Below are 19,007 nucleotides of genomic sequence, written 5' to 3'. Positions count from 1 at the left end.
GGCGGTGGTTTTACGGATTACCAGCCGCGCCGGAGCCTCCCAGCGCTGAAAATCGGGGCTTCATAATTATCAGAGATATTGCGTACCCGATAAATTTTCCACGTCATGTTTTCACGTTTCAAATATGTCTCAAGGTGAAGGCTCTTTCCGTGGTCAATCCCAAGCCAGATATCCAAGACTTTTCCGCCCGTAACACTGCGTACGGTCCCGGTCTTAAAAGCCGGGATCCACGCTGCGTCATAATCTTGCGTGTACGTAAAATAATCTGCGCTAACGATCTCCTGTTCCGGGATTTTATCCACGGCGGCAAGTCGGCTTAAGGTGTCAGCCGCCACATAACGACGCATTTCAGGCGACTCATATGTCGGAGGGGGATCTTTCAGAAAAGCCGCAAGATAAAATCCATAAAAATTGGTGACCTGTTTAATCGCCAGCTGATTATCATCGGAATGGGAAGAACACGCTGTTAATAAGCTCAGAGCTAATAGGATAAGTATGCGCATTAGTTCTTCCGGTAAATTTTGTAGGCCGGGCGGGTTTTCCGATATCCCGGGCCGGGATACATGCTGGTTTGGCGAAAATCTGAAAACCACGTTGTACCGTCGTACATCGTCATATGGCCCGATGGATTACCATCCTGGTAGGGTTGAATTATTGCCACATCTCCCGCTACTAAGGTTGAACCGGCGGGCACCTCCCTGAACCCGGCACGTTCAAGCGAAGCACCGTAGTCTTTTGCATCAGGTATATTGTCCAGATGAACGCCGCCAGCCTCTATCGCCTGCCGGGTGTAACGTGCACAGCGATGAATAGAGTGTGAGCCCGCATGAGTCCTGATATGTGATATTGCGGCATCCCGGTTCCAGCTCATAATCTTCCCTAGTCTGAGATAAATTGAGCAGACAAGGTACGCCGCGAAAAACAACAGAACAATAAAACCAACGCACGTTAAGTCACTTTCAGAGGTTTGTTATACGCAAACGCATTAGCCGAAATGATTATTTCCCGCCCAGATTCACAAATCCTGCTCCCTTAATGTCTTCCCGACATTTCCGCCGGGATGCACCTTCAGAAGCCTTTGCTGATCGAAACCGTTGCGCAGCATGATGTTGCCGCACAACGCATCGAACACCGCCAGTACCAGCATGATAGAAGTCGTGGCCAGCATATTGAGCGGGTCGATTTCCTGCTGAATATGCGTTTTTACGACCAGCGTAGCGGCGCGGGCAATGGCCGAATCCAGATTTTCCGTCACGCTGATGATGGCCACGCCTTTGGTTTTCAGCGTCGGTAACAGACGCGTCAGCTCTTCGGAGTTTCCGCCGCGGGAAATCAGGATCATCAGGTCGTCACTGCGCAGAAAACCTAAATCACCGTGGGCAGCATCGGTGGCGCTGAGATACACCGCCGGTTGCTCCACGCACGCCAGCATATGAGCGATTTTCCGCGCGGCAATGCCGGATGTGCCGACGCCGGTGACGGCAATTTTGCCTTTGCAACCGGTCACCAGCGTCAGTAACTGACGCCAGATATCGGCGTCAAGATGTTTTTGCAGCGCCAGCAGTTCCTGGCTGTACGTCCGCCAGCCCTGGCACGCCAGCTGAAATTCCTCGTCAGCGGTCATTGTTCTTCCCCCTGCATCAGGCGGCGGTATTTCATGCTGTCGTGATACATCTCGTGGAATACGCGGTATTTGCGGTCGTAATACTCTTTGATTTTGTTGGTTTGCGGCGTGACAGTTTTGCCGATGCGGCTCATGGCGGCCATCGCTTCGGGCAGTGAATCGTAAGCGCCGGCGGCCACGGTGCCCATCATAGCGCTGCCGAGCAGCATCGCTTCGCTCTCTTCCGGCAACAGCATCGCGCAGCCAGTCGCGTTGGAATGCTCCTGCACAAACACCGGGTTTTTGGTGCCGCCGCCGCTCGCCATCATGGTATCAATGCGGTAGCCGCTCTGATTCATGGTTTCAATGATATGACGGGTGCCGAGCGCCAGCGCCTGGATCGTCGCGAGATAATGCAGCGCCATGTCTTCCGGCGTGCGCGAGAGTTTCAGGCCGGTCAGCGTGCCGGTGAGCGTTGGGTTGGCGCGTGGCGAACGGTTGCCGTGGAAGTAGGGCAGCATATGAATGTCTTTGGTCAGGAACGCGATGTTTTCCGGTTCTCCCGCCATTTTGCGCAGCAGACCGTTCAGTATTTCATAAATGGTTTTGCCGCTGTCTTTGCCCTGTTTCAGTAAATCCTGATAGCACGGATGCGACTGAATCACGTGGTCGATCAGCGCGCCGGTCGTGGATTGCCCGCCTTCGTTCAGCCAGTAATCCGGCAAAATCGCAGAATAGTACGGCCCCCAGATGCCGCCGATGTAGCGTGCGCTGCGGGACATTGCCATATGCGCGGTAGAAGTGCCGCCAATCAGCGCAATGCGGTTGTCGAAATCGGCGGACTCACCGGATGCGCCGCTGGCACCGAGAATGCCGAGGCTACCCGCGTGTGCATCAATAATTGAGACGCTGACCGCGGTTCCGGCCATCAGCCCCATTTCAGCGGCGGCGCGCTGGGTCAGGCCGTGGCCCAGCGGTTCGCCCATGGTTTTGACTTCGCTGCCGATTTTAGCGGCATTGTTTTCCAGCAGGTCTTCAAGTCCAATCTGACGGAAATAGCTCGGATCCCAGCGGTCTTCGTGGCCGATATAGGTCCATTTACACACCGTGGAACACAGTGAACGTGTGGTGCTTTGCGTGGCGCGCCAGGTCAGGAAATCCGGCAAATCAAACAGATGCCCGACGTTATTCCACGTCGTCGGCATATGTTGTTTCAGCCACAGGAGTTTGGGCGTCTGCATTTCCGGCGAAATAATCCCGCCGACGAATTCCAGCACGCGGTGGCCGGTGGCGTTGATGCGTTCAGCCTGCGTGATGGCGCGGTGATCCATCCACACGATAATGTTCTGCTCGCTGCGGCCGGACGGGCTGACGGTCAGCGGTTTACCTTCTTTATCGAGCACCACCAGCGAACAGGTGGCATCAAAGCCGATGCCTTTTACCTGAATCGGGTTGATGTCGGCCTGATTCACCGCGTCTTTAACGGCGTTGCAAACGGACTGCCAGATCTCATCGGAAGATTGTTCGACGAAATCAGCTTTCGGGCGGTACAGCGTAATCTCACGGCTGGCCTGACCGACCATGCGGCCGGTCATGTCGAAGACGCCCGCACGGGCGCTGCCGGTTCCTACGTCAACTCCAATAAAATAACTCGCCATGTTTTTTCCCTTCGGTAAAAGCAATTCGCTTAAGATTTTCTGTTTTGTAAGGCGATAAACAGGATCAGGACGCCGCCCCAGAGTGCCATCGTCAGGTAACTGCTGACGCCCATCAGGTTCAGGCCGCTTTCCAGCATTTGCAGGACGATCAGCGCCAGCACCAACCCGATGACCCGCCCGAATCCGCCGTCGGGGTTGATCCCGCCAAGCACGGACGCAAGAATAGTCACCAGCAGATACGAGTCGCCGTAGCCCGCTTTCGCCGAGTTGAATTTAGACATCATCAGCAGCGCCGCGCCCCAGCCAAGCAGGGCGGAAAGTACGTACACCGCGATGGTGACTTTATGTGTGTTGACGCCGCTAAAGCGCGTGGCCTGTTCGTTGGAACCCATCAGATACAAACTGCGGCCGAGCGTGGTGTGTTCCAGCAAAACCCACAGCAGCAGCGCCACCAGCAGGAATAAGAGCAGGGCGACCGGAATACCCAGCAGGCTGCCGTTGCTCAGATACTGGATCGCCGCCGGGAAGCCTGAAATCACTGCGCCGTTGGTGAGTAAAATGTTCAGCCCGGCAATCAGCGTCATGGTGCCGAGCGTGGCCAGAATGGGGGAAACGCCGACGTACGCAATCAGCGCGCCGTTCAGCACACCAATCACCACCGCGACAGCCAGCCCGGCGAACATGGCCAGCGCGAAATAACCCGGCTGATCCGGATGCGCCACCAGAATCGCAGCCATCGCCAGGGAACAGGCGTTGGCACCGGCAATGACGGAAAGGTTAATACCGCCGGTCAGCATGGTGATGCCCATGCCTAACGCCAGCATGCCCAGAATCGGCAGTTGCGAGGAAATCGACTGGAAATTGCCGATGCTGTAAAAACTGCCGCCCAGCGTGAAGGAAAACAGTACGGCGACAGCGACGATGATCAGCAACTGCAGGCGGATGATGCGGTCGCCGGGGAGAATTCGGGTTAAGGTCGTCATGTCACATCCCCTTTGCCAGTTTGCGTTTTTCGTTCCACGCGGTGCTGCTGATGCTGACCAGAATGATCACGCCGCTGAAAACCTGATGCCAGTAAGACGAAATGCTCAGTAATGTCAGCCCGTTTTGCAGGAAGGCCAGCAGCATTACGCCGAGAATGGTGCCGGTCAGCGAACCGCGCCCGCCGGTCATGCTGGTACCGCCTAACACCACCGCCGCCAGCACTGTCAGCTCATAACCGAGCAGGGAGTTGGGCGCGACCGACTGCGTGATTTGCGCCTGTACGACCGCCGCGATACCCGCCAGCAAACCCATAAAGCCGTAAACGTAGAAGTGCAGACGAAGAATGTTCAGGCCGAGGCGCGAGGCGGCGTCACGGTTGCTGCCCATGGCGTAAATCTGACGGCCTACGCGGGTGCGGTTCATCAGTACGCCGGTGGCGATAATGACGCCGAGCAGGCTGAGCAGCGGCAATGTCAGGCCATAGTCATAGCCGTCGGCGGCAGTGAACGAGAACCAGCTGATGCCGTTCATAAACCAGTCCGGGAAACCGTACAGCCAGGTGCCGTTGGTCAGATAAACCAGCAAACCGTAAAACAGGTTCAGCGTGGCAATGGTGATGATAATTGCCGGAACGCGCAGCCAGTAAACCAGGAATCCGTTCACCAGCCCGAGCAGCAAACCGGTGCCCATCGACATCGCAAACGCCAGCGGAAAACTGCCGCCGTGGTGAATAATGTAACTCGCCATTACGTACTGGCCGATTGAGGTCACGGCAGGGAAGGAGATATCAATGCCGCCGGCAATCAGCACCACGAACAGGCCACAGGCCAGAATGCCGAGAATGGCGTAGCTGGTGGCGACGTCGGTGAGATTGCCGAGCGTCATAAATTCATTGGTGCGCAGGCTCAGGCCGATGACCAGCAGCAGAACCAGTAATCCCAGCCAGAATTCGTGCTGAGAAAACAATTTGGAGAGCTTTTTGTTATCCATTGATTGCCTCCGCAATCTGCGCTTCGCTGCTCTGGTGCGGAGCAAACTCCGCCACCAGCTGGCCTTTGCGCATCACCAGCACGCGGTGACTGTTGTAATAAGCTTCGGGAATTTCATCGCAAATCATCAGAACGGCCATGCCGGACTCCGCCAGATCGCGCGCAATACGGTAGATGCCTTCTTTGTTGGCGATATCCACGCCAACCGTCGGCGAATCCAGGATCAGAATATGCGGCTGCGTCGCCACCCATTTGGCGATGGCGATACGCTGCGCATTCCCGCCGGATAGCGTTTTCACCGGCAGCGCGCTGTCCGAGACTTTAATGTTCAGGTCGCGGATCAGATCTTTCACCACGGCGGCCGCTTTGCGGTGATCCATCAGGCCGGTGGCGGTGTGCAGCTTGTCGAAAATGGACACCAGCGTGTTGTCATAAATAGATTGCTCCATGACCAGCCCTTGCGTCAGGCGATCTTCCGAGACATACGCGATGCCGTGGCGGATAGCGTCGCGGTTACTGTGAAATTTTACCGCATTGCCGTTCACGCGGATTTCACCGCTGTCAGGCTGGCTCATGCCAAACAGGCTCAGGCACAGTTCGGTGCGCCCCGACCCCAGCAGGCCGATAATCGAGGTAATTTCGCCCTGACGCAGCGACAGCGAAATATCCTGATACTGGCCTTTGCGGCTCAGATGGCTGACTTCCAGCAGCGGCGTGGCTTCTGCGGGCGCGCGGTGCGGCAGATGGCTGTAGCTAAAACGTTGCCCGGTCATCAGGAAGGCCAGCTCGTTGCTGTCGAGCGAACTCGCCGGATAGGTGCCGACCAGCTTGCCGTCGCGCATGACACTTATCCGGTCGGCGACTTCCATCACTTCATCCAAACGATGGCTGACGAACACCACGCAAATGCCCGCCGCTTTCAGCTCATTGACCACCCGCAGCAGCCCGTTAACTTCAGTGCGGGTCAGCGACGCGGTCGGTTCATCCATGATCACCAGGCTGGCGTCAGCGGCGATTGCGCGGCATATTGCCACTAACTGACGGTCTGCGATCGACAACTTTTCAACTTTACGGTCCGGATCGAGAGAAACGCCCACCCGTTGCATTGCAGCGAGCGCTTTTTTGCGCATTGCCTCGCGATGTACCCAAAAATCACCGCCTGGTAAATAACGGTGAATGGCAATATTTTCGGCCACCGATAAATTTGGGAATAATGACAAGTCCTGATAAATAACCTGAATACCGTAATAAGAAGAAAGTTGCGGCGTCAGGGTATGAAAGAGTTTCCCATCGAGGGTGATCGCTGCGCCTTTTTCCGGCTGATAGACACCGGAAATGACTTTAATAATGGTGCTTTTACCGCAACCATTCTGACCGGCGAGACAATGCACTTCACCTTTATTCAGCGTCAGGCTGACATTATCCAGCGCTAATACGCCGGGGAACTTCTTACTGATTTTTTCGAGGCTGATAAAGGCCTCAGCAGGGGCAGGGGACGTGCTGAGAGTATTCATCACATGATCCTTACAGCATACCCTTCATACTTCGCGCTGCGGATGCGTTGGCTTTACTCGCTTACCCGAATCACTTACTTATGTAAGCTCACCGGGATCCACTCATTTGCCGCCTTCCTGCAACCCGAATTATTTAGGATATAAGTTTTCAATGTCTGATTAGAAATTCAGATACGGCACAGCAAACATCGCCGTATCTGTTTCTATTTGCCTGGTATGGCGCTGGAGATAAATTTATCTCCGGTAAATAAAATAATTAAAGAGTTAAATCAGAAGCCGAGTGATTTCGCGTTATCCGGTGTGACTTCGAGGATTTTATTAAAGCGAATCACGTGTTTTTCGGTATCCACATCGGCTTTCCCTAAGGTGTCGATGGTCAGATCCTTCGTCACTTCTTTACCCTGCAGCAGCTGGTCGGCAACGGTAACCAGCGCGTAACCGGCATCTTTCGGATCCCACAGCAGGACTTTCTTAATGTCACCGCGCATCAGGTAAGGCGCGGCCTGCGCTGGCATTGCGATACCGACGACGGCGATTTTATTTTTCGCACGTTTTTGCTGTACGGCCTGACCGGCACCGATCGGGCCGAGTGAACCGAAACCGATAATCCCTTTCAGATCAGGATAGGTTTTCATTAAATCCAGCGTGGTGGAGTAGGACTTGTCGATATTTTCTGCCACCGGCAAACGTGAGGTGACTTCGTGCATATCCGGGTATTTTTCTTTCTGATATTTAATTGCCGCGTCAGCCCAGGCGTTATGCAATGGCACGGTCAGGGAACCGACATAAATAGCATAACCACCTTTGCTGCCCATATCTTTTGCCAGCTCATCCATATTGGCTTGCGCATATTTCTGGCTGTCGATAGTTTCGATATCCCACTGACCAATCTGCTGATCCGGAGATTCGTGGGTTAATACCACGATGCCCTGATCGCGGGCTTTTTTCAGCACCGGTTCCAGCACTTTGGCATCGTTCGGCACCACGATAATCGCATCCACTTTTTTGGCGATGAGATCTTCAATGACTTTCACCTGCTGAGCCGGGTCTGGCGTTGAAGCACCCACCTGATAGGCGTTGACGTCCAGTTTCTGCGCCGCTTCTTTTACGCCAACTTCCATGCGGGTGAACCAGGGAATGCCGGTGACCTTCGCCACGACGGCGATGTCGTAGGGTTTATTGGCGGCGAAAGTCGGTGTCGTGAATAACATGCATGCTGAAACCACACATGCACTGACTAATGCGAGGTTAAATTTCATGTCTGTACCTTTCTTATGAGGGTTTGTGTAGGGGCGGTCGGGGTAAATGCCGCAATCAGAGATTAACTTAACGGGAAAGCGCTTTTCGCGTGCTCGTGAACGGAGTGTGATCAAAGCCCGTAATTGTTAATTTATATAAGTAATAAGGTTAAATTTAGGTTTCATAAATTCGAATATCCGGCATGGCGTGGTAGAGAGAACTGAAGTTACCGATAACAAAATCACAAATACATAACAATTAAATAACAACCACGCATCAATAAAACAAAGCTGATGGATTTTTGAGCCCTAAAACTTCCTCACACGTTTTTATTTGCGCAGAATGTGAACACGGTCACGGGGCGGAAATGCCCCAAACGGGTGCGGTCATGCACCGCTACCGGGCAATGTGTTGTCGCGGTGCATAACCGCATCAGCGCCAGATCACAATCCTGCACAATATCTGCTATCAGAAATCAAAATAATTCCCTGCATACTCATTCCTTCCCCCTCGTTGCTGCAGAAGGGGATTTTTTCTTTTATTCATTTTTTATGCAATTTAAGTGAATAACAGGCGATATTAAGTGGTTGTTTTTTCTGGATGTGGTCTTTTTTATTCACTTTTTCCCTTTGCTGGCACGAAGACTGCAATCTATGATGTGACTGAGTGAGATTATTTATTAACTTTTAAATAACAAAATAATAACTGCATTCCCTGCCAGTCCGGGGGACGGTAACGGTCACCCTGAATTCAGCCAGTCACAGAGACTTAATAAAGAGGTTTATATGGAACACCAACAGCAGCCGCAAAATGTCAGCCGCCAGAACTTTGATGACTGGATGGTGCCGGTTTACGCCCCGGCCGCGTTTATTCCGGTGCGAGGCGAAGGATCCTGGCTGTGGGATCAGGCGGACAAAGACTATGTGGATTTTGCAGGCGGTATTGCGGTGAATGCGCTGGGACATGCGCACCCTGAAATTCGTAAAACGCTGCATGAGCAGGCCGATAAGGTCTGGCATCTGGGCAACGGCTATACCAACGAACCGGTGCTGCGTCTGGCAAAACAACTGATCGACGCGACGTTTGCCGACAAAGTTTTTTTCTGTAATTCCGGCGCGGAAGCCAATGAAGCGGCACTCAAACTGGCGCGGTTGTACGGGCATAAAGCGGGTGGCGATAAAAACGAAATTATCGCTTTTAAAAACGCCTTCCACGGCCGCACGTTGTTCACCGTCACCGCTGGCGGTCAGCCGAAATATTCTGAAGATTTCGCGCCGTTGCCACCGGCCATTACGCATCTGCCGTTTAACGATCTGGCCGCCGTTGCCAGCCAGATTTCTTCACGTACCTGTGCTGTGATTGTTGAGCCGATTCAGGGCGAAGGCGGCGTGGTGCCTGCCGATGCACAATTCCTGCAAGGGCTGCGCGAGTTGTGTGACAAACATCAGGCAGTGCTAATTTTCGATGAAGTCCAGACCGGCGTGGGTCGAACCGGCGAGCTGTATGCCTACCAGCATTACGGCGTGGTACCGGACATTTTAACCAGCGCCAAAGCGCTCGGCGGCGGTTTCCCGATTGGGGCGATGCTGACGACTGACCGCTACGCCGCGCTGTTCCAGCCGGGCACGCACGGCACCACCTACGGCGGTAACCCGCTTGCGACGGCGGTGGCGGGTAAAGTTTTTGAGATGATCAATACGCCGGAAGTCCTGTCGGGCGTGCAGAAACGCCACCAGTGGTTTGTCGACGGTCTGAAACGCATTAACGACCGTTATCACGTCTTCAGCGAAGTGCGCGGGCAGGGGCTGTTGCTCGGCGCGGTGATGAGTGAACGCTATAAAGATCAGGCTAAACAGCTGAACACGCTGGCGGCCGAAGAAGGGCTGATTGCACTGATTGCCGGGCCAAACGTGCTGCGTTTTGCGCCGTCACTGATTATTCCGGGTGCCGATATTGAAGAAGGGCTGAACCGCCTGGAACGCGCCGTGGCGCGCCTTTGCGTGTGAATGTCTGGCATAAATAAGCTTTGGGATGAAAGAGGTAGAGCATCATGATGTTGATTCGACCTGTGCGGCCCGGCGATCTCGCCGATATCCTGCTGTTGTCAGGCAAAACCGGCATCGGTTTAACGTCTTTGCCCAAGGATGAAGCGCATTTACGCGGACGCATTGAGCGTTCGGTGGCGACCTGGGAAGGTCGCCTTGAGAAGGCCGATCAGGGTTATTTGTTTGTGCTCGAAGACACGGAACTTGAAAAAGTCGTGGGTGTCAGCGCCATCGAAGTAGCCGTCGGGCTGAGCGAACCCTGGTATAACTTCCGCCTCGGCACGCTGGTTCACGCTTCAAAAAGCCTGAATATCTACAAACCGGTGCCGACGCTGTTTCTGAGCAACGACCACACCGGTTACACCGAACTTTGTACGCTATTCCTCGACCCGGATTATCGCCACGGGAAAAATGGCCAGCTGTTATCAAAAGTTCGCTTCCTGTTTCTGGCGGCTTTTCGCGAATATTTCTCCCGTAAGGTGATTGCGGAGATGCGCGGGATGTCCGACGACAACGGGTGTTCTCCTTTCTGGGACAGCGTCGGGCGGCATTTCTTCGGTATGGAATTCGCCGAAGCCGACCGCCTGACCGGTATGGGGCAAAAATCTTTTATCGCCGAACTGATGCCGAAGCATCCGCTGTACACCGAACTGCTCAGCCACGAAGCGCGGGAAGTGATTGGTGCCGTCCATCCGCAAACCGCCCCGGCGCGCGCGGTGCTGGAAGGCGAAGGGCTGCGCTACGAAGGTTATGTCGATATTTTTGACGCGGGCCCGACGCTGGAAGGCGAAATTGATTCGCTGCGCGCCGTCAGAGAAAGCCGCCTGTTTCCGGTCAGGCTGGCAGAACATCGCGCTGACCGCGACGAGCCACAATACCTGGTCGCCAACGAGCAGTACCAGAATTTTCGCGCCTTGCTGATCCCTGGCGGCGATTCGCCGGAATCTGTTCAGTTAAACGCCCGCGAAGCTGACATGCTCGGCGTTCGTGAAGGCGACAGCCTGCGCGCCGTGGCACTTTTCCCCGGCAGCAGCGCTACCCAACCGACACAATTTCACAAAAAGGAAAGTCTCGCATGATGCAACCAGCACTCTTTATTCAGGGCCAGTGGCGCAGCGGACAAGGCGCGCAGCTTAGTAAAACCAATCCGGCGGATAACACGTTGCTGTGGTCGGCACTGAGCGCTGACGCGCAAGACGTCGAAATGGCCTGCACGGCAGCACGCACGGCGTTTCCGGCGTGGGCACGTAAAACCGTGGCCGAACGTGGCGAGGTAATTAAACGTTTTGCGGATTTACTGAACGAACATAAAACCCGGCTGGCGGAAATCATCAGTCAGGAAACCAGCAAACCGCGTTGGGAAACGCTGACAGAAATCCAGGCGATGATCGGCAAAGTGGCCATTTCTCTGGAGGCCAGCCAGCAACGTACCGGTGAAAAACATACGGCGATGCCGGACGGCGAAGCGGTATTACGCCACCGTCCGCACGGCGTTCTGGCGGTATTCGGGCCGTATAACTTCCCCGGACATCTGCCAAATGGCCACATCGTTCCGGCGCTGCTGGCGGGCAATACGATTGTTTTCAAGCCGAGCGAGCTGACGCCGAAAACCGCGGAAGAAACCGTGAAACTCTGGCAGCAGGCCGGTTTACCGGAAGGCGTGCTGAATCTGGTGCAGGGCGGGCGCACGACCGGCGAAGCGCTGGCGGCCTGCGGGAATATCGACGGGCTGCTGTTTACGGGCAGCGCGGGAACGGGGTATCAGTTGCATCGCCAGCTGGCAGGGCAACCGGAAAAAATTCTGGCGCTGGAAATGGGCGGCAATAACGCGCTGATCGTCGAACCGGTTGAGGATATCGATGCTGCGGTTAACCTGACGATTCAGTCCGCGTTTATTTCTGCCGGGCAGCGTTGTACCTGCGCACGCCGTTTGCTGGTAAAAGAGGGCGCGGCAGGTGATGCGTTTATCGCACGTTTGCTGGACGTGACCATGCAACTGCGCATCGGCGGCTGGAATGACGATCCGCAGCCGTTTATGGGCGGGGTTATTTCTGATGCGGCAGCACGCAATATGCTGAAAGCACAGGACGAATTACTGGCGCTCGGCGGAAAGCCTTTGCTGTTACTGACGCGTCCGGATCCGCTCAATACCGTGCTGACGCCGGGGATCGTCGATCTGACCGGTGTGGCGGGTATTCCTGATGAAGAATATTTCGGGCCCTTGCTGAGTATTTACCGCTACAGCGATTTTGATCATGCCATTGCGCTGGCTAATCAGACGCGTTTCGGACTGGCGACCGGGCTGATTTCCACAGAGCGTGCTCAGTTTGAGCAGCTATTATTGGAAGCAAGGGCGGGGATTGTGAACTGGAACAAACCGCTGACCGGCGCGTCAAGCAACGCGCCATTCGGTGGGATCGGCGCTTCCGGTAACCATCGCCCGAGCGCCTATTATGCGGCGGATTACTGCGCGTGGCCGATGGCCTCGCTGGAAACAGACAAGCTGGAACTTCCTGCGACGCTGTCGCCGGGTGTTGATTTCCGCACAACCTGAGGAGCGCTGGAATGTCTGGATGTGAAGCTAATTTTGACGGACTTGTCGGGCCAACGCACCACTACGCGGGGCTGTCTTTCGGCAATGAAGCCTCGACTAAAAATCAGAACGCCGTCGCCAACCCGCGTCTGGCGGCGAAACAGGGCTTGCTGAAAATGAAAGCGCTGGCCGATCTGGGCTTTGCGCAGGGGATTTTACCGCCTCACGAACGGCCACATCTCAGCACGTTACGTAAGATGGGATTCGGCGGCAGCGATCGTGAAGTCCTGGAAAAAGCGCAGGCGTATTCACCGCGCCTGTTGTCGTCACTGAGCTCGGCGTCCTCCATGTGGGTGGCAAATGCGGCGACGGTCTCCCCTTCGGCGGACAGCGGAGACGGGCGCGTGCATTTCACCGTCGCTAACCTGAATAATAAATTCCACCGTGCGATAGAAGCCGAAACCACCTCCGCCATTTTGCGGGCGACGTTCCACGCGGATCGTTATTTCGCGCATCACGAAGCGCTGCCGCAGGTGGCCGCGTTAGGCGATGAAGGTGCCGCCAACCATAACCGGTTATGTGGCGCGTATGACAAACCCGGCGTGCAGGTTTTTGTCTATGGCCGCGACGGGCTGGTGACCGGCGAAAACGAACCGGTACGTTATCCGGCACGCCAGACGCGTCTGGCCAGTGACGCGGTAGCGCGTTTGCATCAGCTCGATGAAAAAAGAACGGTATTTATCCAGCAAAATCCGCAGGCAATCGACAGCGGCGTTTTCCATAACGATGTGATTTCGGTCAGCAATGGCAACGTGCTGTTCCATCATCAGCAGGCGTTTGTGAATACGGCCAGCGCGCTCAGCGAAATCCGCCGCAAAATGGCCGCACTGGAACTGGATTTCCAGCCGATTGAAGTGCCGCAGGCGAAGGTTTCTCTGGATGACGCCGTGGCAACGTACCTTTTCAACAGCCAGCTTCTGACTAAATCTGACGGCAAAATGTTGTTAGTGGTGCCGGAAGAATCACGACAGCACAGCGGCGTCTGGGCCTATTTGTCCGAATTAGTCGAAAGCGGCGGGCCGGTTAATCAGATAGAAGTGTTTGATTTACGTGAAAGTATGCGCAACGGCGGCGGCCCGGCCTGTCTGCGGCTGCGCGTGGCGCTCAACCGGAATGAGCTGAACGCCGTGAATGTGGCGTCGATCATGAGCGACAGCCAGTTTGTGCGTCTGAATACGTGGGTGGATACGCATTACCGTGACCGGATGCAAGCCAAAGACCTGGCGGATCCGCAACTGCTGACCGAAGTGCGCACTGCGCTGGATGAGCTGACCAATATTCTCGGGCTGGGTGCCGTTTACCCGTTCCAGCGCTGACCCTCAAAGGAGTGAGTTATGTTTGATTTGTTAGCGGTGACGATGGCGGGCGGGCCGGTCACCGAACCGGCCGGACAAACCGAAACGCTGGACTGGCAGTGGCGCGGCGAGGGCATTCTCGAACTGTCGCCGCGTGTGCCTTGTGACACCGCCGTTGTGATTTCGGCGGGTATTCATGGCAATGAGACGGTGCCGATAGAATTGCTGAATCAGCTGACCGGCGAGCTGCTTTCCGGCGCAAGAGCGCTGCGGGTCCGGTTGCTGATGTTACTGGGCAATCCGGCATCAATGCGACTCAATAAGCGGTTTGCTGACGCCGATATGAACCGCATGTTTGGCGGGCGTCACGCACGTTATACCCCGAATGATGAAACGCGACGCGCGCAGGAACTCGAGCAGGCGATGGCGCTGTTTTACCGCAGCGCCACGGCGGCGGGTGCCTTACATCGTTTTCATTATGATTTACACACCGCCATTCGCGGCTCCCTGCATGTACGCTTCGGGTTGTTGCCGTTGCAGACCAGACCAAAAAGCGAGGCGATGCTGGCATGGCTCAGCGCGTGCGGGCTGGACGCGCTGGTGCATCACCGTTCGCCGGGGGGCACATTTACCCATTTCAGCAGCGAGGTGTTTCAGGCCGACAGCTGTACGTTAGAACTGGGTAAAGCGCTGCCGTTTGGCAGCAACGATCACTCACAGTTCACGGGGATCCGCCGCGGGCTGGAAACCCTGGTCAGCGGCGAGCCTCTGCCTGCCCGTGAAACCGGCAAGCCCATGCTGCATTTTCGCGTGGTGCAGGATGTGATCCGCTCGCAGGAAGATTTTCATCTGTTTGTTCCCGCCGATGCGCTGAACTTTACGCCTTTTAAAAAGGGTGAGGTCATCGCGAAAGAAACCGGCAAAACGTATCGGGTGGCAGAAGAGGAGGAAGTGGTGCTGTTCCCAAACCCGAACGTCGCGCTGGGGCTGAGAGCCGGTCTGATGCTGGCGAAGATGTAGATTTTTGCGAGACGCATTCCTGAATTATTCATACAGTATTGCAAGCCGGTTTTATTGTGCGTATTTTGTGCTCAGGAAGTTCAGCAGGATGTTGAATTTATTACATGTTTTCATAACATGAAAACGTAATGACCACAGTTGCCGGAGGATGTCATGGAAGCAATGTTTGATGAATACGACTGGTTCTAAAGGATGTTGACCTCACACAGGCGGGTAAAGCCCGCCTTTTTCATGGATGAGAATCATGGGATTAGATGCTTTAAGGCTACAGTTGCTGAGTAATATCATTTTGCTGATTGGCGTGATCGTAGCCATCAGCACGATTATTTATAATGTCAGTATCGCCAGAAAAACGCAGACGGCTGTTTTTCTGTTTGAAAGCCGTAGCGACGCCCGTTATGTGCATTCCCTGCATGTACTGAAGAAAGCGCATCTCTCAGGAAAATCTTTCCGTTCGTTTGTTTTTGCTGTCGGATCATCGACCGTTACAGATGAAGAAATACGGGAACGGAGCAAATTCCAATACATACTTAACTTCTATGAGCGGGTGGCGGTCACTATCCGTAGCGGTATTTATGATGAAGAGATGATTAAGCGGACTTCGTATTCGACAGTGATCGACACCTGGGATATTGCGGAACCTCTGATAAAAGCCTTGAGAGAGGATGTGAAATCCACAACGACTTATCAGGAATTTGAATGGCTAGCAGGGCGCTGGAAAAAGCGGCCTTTGAATTCTAAACGGCGCTGGTTTATATACTGACTTTCGGCTTGCTGCTAAAGAAAAAGGCCCTGATTTTCATCAGGACCTTTTTCTTTTATATGGCGGTGAGGGAGGGGTTCGAACCCTCGATACGATTACTCGTATACACACTTTCCAGGCGTGCTCCTTCAGCCACTCAGACACCTCACCGGATTTGTTACACCGCAAGCGCTGTAACGGGGCGCTACTATAGGGAGACAGCCCCAAAGGGTCAAGCAGAATTTCGGAGTATTGTGTCAGACGCTCACAGAGCATTCAGGGAGACGTTTTAGTCAACGGGGAGTGGCTAAAAGATCGGCATGACGGAGTGCGAGTAGGTCTGGAAGGGCTGGGATGGCGGATTCCCCAACACCAATGCTGAACCGTTCAGCGGAACATAAGGTCCAAAAATCTCGTTGCTGACAAAGCCATAGACCCCATCCGGTCGGGTCATTTTCATTCACTTTTAAAGCGTCTGCACGCGTCCAGATGCTTGAGTTTTTCGCCGGTTGCTCCTGCAAATCATCGTCATAGTTCTTACTCATAAGCCACCTCATCAATTTAAAACTAAAGAATAAAATCCAATTTATTAGCTCACCATTTTTGTCCGTCTGATTTATAAATCCAGGACCGTGTGGCAGGGTTAATATCGAGGAATAAATATAATCTGATAAAGCTGATCAAGTTGTGTAAGGGACGGCAGAGCGCGGCCTGAATTAAACGGAATAAATATGAAGTGGTCTGTTTTCTTATAAAGTTATCCTGGTACATGTTGCGGAGTAGCCTGTCTGTGAGGGGTTGAAATATAAAAACCCATAACAAAGGTCTTATTTCGAGTTACAGAGATGTCAACACTTTAGAGAAATTAATGAATTATCTTTTATCAACCTGAAATCTTTTGAATTCATGGGTGAAATTTTTTAGTTATAAAACCTGCTTTTTCCAGGCTGAAACAATAATATTCTGGAAAAAACGTGTACGCTATGTATACAGGAAAGTCTGTCTTCGGAAAAACAAGAAAATATTCCTGATAACAATGCCAGTTTCTGCCTGACAGGTTTCCTTGTTACTTGTTTGTGGAAAAGATACACTCTTCCGTGTGATTTAATTACAGTGGCTACCTTGTTATGGACTTCATAGAGTTAACGTTTATTAACACGCTCGTGGGGATATGCATTACCTATACTTGTATCTCCATTCCATTGATAAACTACAGATCTGCGCTGAGCGAACACGTATCATTAAAAATATTGCTAGGAATAGTCCTTGGTTTGGCTAGCATTTATTTATTCAGTATCGGGGAACAAAATAATACAAGTATTTATAGTGTTGTTATATCTCCAATCACTTTTGGGCTTATTGTTTTCGGATATCCAACATTCTTTGCAAGTCTGATTATAAGTACTGTGTTTTTATTTGGAATATCGACATTTTATGATGCGTTTTCTCTTGTTTATTTTGTGATGTTGCTGGTTTTTAATCTCAGGGGGCGGATGCGGATCCGTTATGTAATATATTCATACTGCATTGCGCAAGCCTTTAATCTGCTCACGCACGTCAGTGCGCTCAACGAAAATGGTTATTGGGCTCTCGCAATTATCAAAACCATCCTCAGTTTGCTTTATATCTCGCTGGTCTATGTTTTTTTAAATAACTTAATTAATTTATCTAAAAGAGAATTATTTTTCAAAATGGCTTCAAAAACGGATCCACTTACAGGGATTAACAACCGAAGAAGTATTGACGCCTATATTGAATCGCTGAATGAATGCTATGGTGAGAAATTCTGTGTGCTCATGCTGGATATTGACAACTTTAAATATTTGAATGATACCTTCGGGCATCCTTTTGGAGATAAAGTCATTAAAAGAATTGCTTATCTTGTGAAGGAAAATGTCAGAGACAATGATTTCGTTGGCAGATACGGCGGGGAAGAGTTCATTGTTTTTATAAACGCTGACTTAGCAAATGCGGCCAGGATAGCAGAAGACATCAGGCTCCTTATCCAGGATAGCAACATAAAGTTAGACAGCCATGAAGTACATGTCACCGTTTCAATAGGCCTGGCTGAACACAATGACATACAATCTGTGCTTGAAACCATAGCAACCGCTGATAACGCGCTATATAAAGCTAAAACGAGCGGGAAAAATAAGACCATGATACTCAGTGAATCCGCCGCCTGACATTGTTGCTTTTTGCGCCGCGGCAGATGATTCATTTATCGTTATTGTCCACAGGATAAGTTAACGTATTTATAAATGAGTTTGACCTTTCCCGGGTATCAGAATTTCGATATCTTCCAGGGGAACGGAAGGGAATAGAAAACCTTGTGCACAGGAGACGCCGCTATACCGCAGGTTTCTTAGCTGGGTTCCGGTTTCAACACCTTCAACAATGATTGAGTTGCAATACTGGTTGATATTATCAATAATGGTTGGCCACATGACGGAATCACCATTTTCCCAAAAGAATTTTTTATCTATTTTGACTGATTCAAATTGAGTGTTCTTCAGAGTGTTTATATTGCTGAAATCAGTACCGTAGTCGTCGAGCCATAATTTATATTTTCCGGACAGAGTGTCTACCAGTATATTGCCTTCTAATTTATCTATTTTGGGGAAACGTTCAGATATTTCCAGTCTTATAAAATCATTACTGTCCAGGATTTCTTTTATATGATGATCTTCGAGTATCATAATTGCCATGCTTTGGTCGATATTAAGGGAACAAAGCAATTTATTACGTTTGAAAAACAGGGAGCGCGCGTTAATTTCATTTAGCTGTGCTAGCAATAATTCGTGTTTAGATTTTGTATCCAGGGAACTGATAAATTTTTGAGGTTCGATTTTTCCGCCGCTGTATCCACCTTCGAAGCCCGTTAATAATTCGACTGCGTGTAGTAAACCTCCGACACTATAGATAGGCTCACATCTGAATTTGCATGAGACTTGAAAATTTAAACGCAACATCATTTCCTCCTTAAAAGTCCGCCATTTTGCAGAGGTGATCATTGATCACTTTCGCGAATTAATAAACACATATTGATCGATTTTTCCTATGATAAAACCTATTGATAAATATCTATTGATCGATGAAACAAATCTAATTGACTGATTTTAAGCGTTATATCTTTTTAAAAAACGGATAAAAACATTAGCAATCATAATATTTTCGAGAGTTACATGTGACGGATATTCCCGCACAGACCGCCGGCAGGGGTTTTTTATTAGGGAACCTGTTCACAATACGGTGTGGGCAGCCTGACATAGTTGCCGCCGACATTTACTGGGAAACTTTATGATGTGGCGATAGGATGTGATGT

General features: G+C 52.1%; 17 protein-coding genes and 1 tRNA gene. 7 read left to right on the top strand and 11 right to left on the bottom strand.

Annotation, left to right across the window (positions count from 1 at the left end):
• Positions 1 to 17 precede the first annotated feature (17 nt).
• The 8 genes from GW579_RS05540 to GW579_RS05505 all read right to left on the bottom strand — a co-directional run bounded on the left by GW579_RS05540 (position 18) and on the right by GW579_RS05505 (position 8,007).
• The gene (locus GW579_RS05540) at positions 18 to 503 is read right to left on the bottom strand and encodes a YqhG/Tai3 family protein (protein ID WP_152326881.1); all 486 of its coding nucleotides are present in this window, start codon (positions 501 to 503) and stop codon (positions 18 to 20) included.
• The gene (locus GW579_RS05535; protein WP_165057976.1) at positions 503 to 871 is read right to left on the bottom strand and encodes a hypothetical protein; all 369 of its coding nucleotides are present in this window, start codon (positions 869 to 871) and stop codon (positions 503 to 505) included. The genes GW579_RS05540 and GW579_RS05535 overlap by 1 nt, the downstream gene beginning before the upstream one ends.
• Positions 872 to 1,015: 144 nt before the next feature.
• Positions 1,016 to 1,624: a KpsF/GutQ family sugar-phosphate isomerase gene (locus tag GW579_RS05530; RefSeq protein ID WP_165057974.1), complete on the bottom strand. Its 609-nt coding sequence runs from the start codon at positions 1,622 to 1,624 to the stop codon at positions 1,016 to 1,018.
• A complete protein-coding gene (locus tag GW579_RS05525; RefSeq protein ID WP_152326884.1) occupies positions 1,621 to 3,261 on the bottom strand; it encodes an FGGY-family carbohydrate kinase in 1,641 nt (546 codons plus the stop codon). Before GW579_RS05525 ends, GW579_RS05530 begins: the two co-directional genes overlap by 4 nt.
• A 29-nt stretch (positions 3,262 to 3,290) precedes the next feature.
• A complete protein-coding gene (locus GW579_RS05520) occupies positions 3,291 to 4,244 on the bottom strand; it encodes an ABC transporter permease (RefSeq protein ID WP_165057972.1) in 954 nt (317 codons plus the stop codon).
• A 1-nt stretch (position 4,245) separates the two neighbouring features.
• Positions 4,246 to 5,235: an ABC transporter permease gene (locus tag GW579_RS05515; RefSeq protein WP_165057971.1), complete on the bottom strand. Its 990-nt coding sequence runs from the start codon at positions 5,233 to 5,235 to the stop codon at positions 4,246 to 4,248.
• Complete coding sequence (locus tag GW579_RS05510) at positions 5,228 to 6,748, bottom strand: sugar ABC transporter ATP-binding protein (RefSeq protein WP_152326887.1); 1,521 nt, start codon at positions 6,746 to 6,748, stop codon at positions 5,228 to 5,230. Before GW579_RS05510 ends, GW579_RS05515 begins: the two co-directional genes overlap by 8 nt.
• Positions 6,749 to 7,017: 269 nt before the next feature.
• Positions 7,018 to 8,007: an autoinducer 2 ABC transporter substrate-binding protein gene (locus tag GW579_RS05505; protein WP_152326888.1), complete on the bottom strand. Its 990-nt coding sequence runs from the start codon at positions 8,005 to 8,007 to the stop codon at positions 7,018 to 7,020.
• Between the two features lie 765 nt (positions 8,008 to 8,772).
• On the opposite strand from GW579_RS05505, the gene GW579_RS05500 reads away from it, so the two are divergent.
• The 6 genes from GW579_RS05500 (at position 8,773) to GW579_RS05475 (ending at position 15,703) form a co-directional block, all read left to right on the top strand.
• Positions 8,773 to 9,993 (top strand): aspartate aminotransferase family protein, encoded by a 1,221-nt coding sequence (locus tag GW579_RS05500; RefSeq protein ID WP_165057969.1) that lies wholly within the window; start codon positions 8,773 to 8,775, stop codon positions 9,991 to 9,993.
• Positions 9,994 to 10,037: 44 nt separating this feature from the next.
• Complete coding sequence (astA, locus tag GW579_RS05495; protein ID WP_165057967.1) at positions 10,038 to 11,111, top strand: arginine N-succinyltransferase; 1,074 nt, start codon at positions 10,038 to 10,040, stop codon at positions 11,109 to 11,111.
• Complete coding sequence (gene astD / locus GW579_RS05490; protein ID WP_165057965.1) at positions 11,108 to 12,586, top strand: succinylglutamate-semialdehyde dehydrogenase; 1,479 nt, start codon at positions 11,108 to 11,110, stop codon at positions 12,584 to 12,586. Before astA ends, astD begins: the two co-directional genes overlap by 4 nt.
• Positions 12,587 to 12,597: 11 nt before the next feature.
• Positions 12,598 to 13,941, top strand: a complete 1,344-nt coding sequence (gene astB / locus GW579_RS05485; protein ID WP_165057963.1) for an N-succinylarginine dihydrolase — start codon at positions 12,598 to 12,600, stop codon at positions 13,939 to 13,941.
• 18 nt (positions 13,942 to 13,959) lie between these two features.
• Complete coding sequence (astE, locus tag GW579_RS05480) at positions 13,960 to 14,940, top strand: succinylglutamate desuccinylase (RefSeq protein ID WP_165057962.1); 981 nt, start codon at positions 13,960 to 13,962, stop codon at positions 14,938 to 14,940.
• A gap of 244 nt (positions 14,941 to 15,184) precedes the next feature.
• Positions 15,185 to 15,703 (top strand): DUF4760 domain-containing protein, encoded by a 519-nt coding sequence (locus GW579_RS05475; protein WP_165057960.1) that lies wholly within the window; start codon positions 15,185 to 15,187, stop codon positions 15,701 to 15,703.
• A 60-nt stretch (positions 15,704 to 15,763) separates the two neighbouring features.
• Here GW579_RS05475 and GW579_RS05470 read toward each other — a convergent pair.
• Both GW579_RS05470 and GW579_RS24010 read right to left on the bottom strand, forming a co-directional pair.
• A tRNA-Ser gene (locus tag GW579_RS05470) sits at positions 15,764 to 15,853 on the bottom strand.
• Between the two features lie 122 nt (positions 15,854 to 15,975).
• Positions 15,976 to 16,227 (bottom strand): hypothetical protein, encoded by a 252-nt coding sequence (locus GW579_RS24010; RefSeq protein ID WP_425273612.1) that lies wholly within the window; start codon positions 16,225 to 16,227, stop codon positions 15,976 to 15,978.
• A 726-nt stretch (positions 16,228 to 16,953) separates the two neighbouring features.
• Here GW579_RS24010 and GW579_RS05460 point away from each other — a divergent pair.
• Positions 16,954 to 17,868 carry a GGDEF domain-containing protein gene (locus tag GW579_RS05460; RefSeq protein ID WP_165057958.1) on the top strand — a complete coding sequence of 305 codons (915 nt, stop codon included), beginning with the start codon at positions 16,954 to 16,956 and terminating at the stop codon, positions 17,866 to 17,868.
• 69 nt (positions 17,869 to 17,937) lie between these two features.
• Here the strand turns inward: GW579_RS05460 and GW579_RS05455 are convergent, their stop codons facing one another.
• On the bottom strand, positions 17,938 to 18,696 hold the full coding sequence (locus tag GW579_RS05455) for an EAL domain-containing protein (RefSeq protein WP_152326896.1): 759 nt from the start codon (positions 18,694 to 18,696) through the stop codon (positions 17,938 to 17,940).
• Positions 18,697 to 19,007 lie beyond the last annotated feature (311 nt).

Source organism: Rahnella contaminans, assembly GCF_011065485.1.
Classification (GTDB): domain Bacteria; phylum Pseudomonadota; class Gammaproteobacteria; order Enterobacterales; family Enterobacteriaceae; genus Rahnella; species Rahnella contaminans.
The sequence above is the reverse complement of the archived record's forward strand: the minus strand, read 5'-3'. Positions and strand labels throughout refer to the sequence as shown.

Coding starts and splice junctions, on each gene's coding strand:
- astB (WP_165057963.1), top strand. CDS start 12,598: ATGTCTGGATGTGAAGCTAATTTTGACGGACTTGTCGGGCCAACGCAC.
- astD (WP_165057965.1), top strand. CDS start 11,108: ATGATGCAACCAGCACTCTTTATTCAGGGCCAGTGGCGCAGCGGACAA.
- GW579_RS05500 (WP_165057969.1), top strand. CDS start 8,773: ATGGAACACCAACAGCAGCCGCAAAATGTCAGCCGCCAGAACTTTGAT.
- GW579_RS05525 (WP_152326884.1), bottom strand. CDS start 3,261: ATGGCGAGTTATTTTATTGGAGTTGACGTAGGAACCGGCAGCGCCCGT.
- GW579_RS05530 (WP_165057974.1), bottom strand. CDS start 1,624: ATGACCGCTGACGAGGAATTTCAGCTGGCGTGCCAGGGCTGGCGGACG.
- astA (WP_165057967.1), top strand. CDS start 10,038: ATGATGTTGATTCGACCTGTGCGGCCCGGCGATCTCGCCGATATCCTG.
- GW579_RS24010 (WP_425273612.1), bottom strand. CDS start 16,227: ATGAGTAAGAACTATGACGATGATTTGCAGGAGCAACCGGCGAAAAAC.
- GW579_RS05520 (WP_165057972.1), bottom strand. CDS start 4,244: ATGACGACCTTAACCCGAATTCTCCCCGGCGACCGCATCATCCGCCTG.
- GW579_RS05540 (WP_152326881.1), bottom strand. CDS start 503: ATGCGCATACTTATCCTATTAGCTCTGAGCTTATTAACAGCGTGTTCT.
- GW579_RS05455 (WP_152326896.1), bottom strand. CDS start 18,696: ATGATCACCTCTGCAAAATGGCGGACTTTTAAGGAGGAAATGATGTTG.
- GW579_RS05515 (WP_165057971.1), bottom strand. CDS start 5,235: ATGGATAACAAAAAGCTCTCCAAATTGTTTTCTCAGCACGAATTCTGG.
- GW579_RS05535 (WP_165057976.1), bottom strand. CDS start 871: ATGAGCTGGAACCGGGATGCCGCAATATCACATATCAGGACTCATGCG.
- astE (WP_165057962.1), top strand. CDS start 13,960: ATGTTTGATTTGTTAGCGGTGACGATGGCGGGCGGGCCGGTCACCGAA.
- GW579_RS05475 (WP_165057960.1), top strand. CDS start 15,185: ATGGGATTAGATGCTTTAAGGCTACAGTTGCTGAGTAATATCATTTTG.
- GW579_RS05510 (WP_152326887.1), bottom strand. CDS start 6,748: ATGAATACTCTCAGCACGTCCCCTGCCCCTGCTGAGGCCTTTATCAGC.
- GW579_RS05505 (WP_152326888.1), bottom strand. CDS start 8,007: ATGAAATTTAACCTCGCATTAGTCAGTGCATGTGTGGTTTCAGCATGC.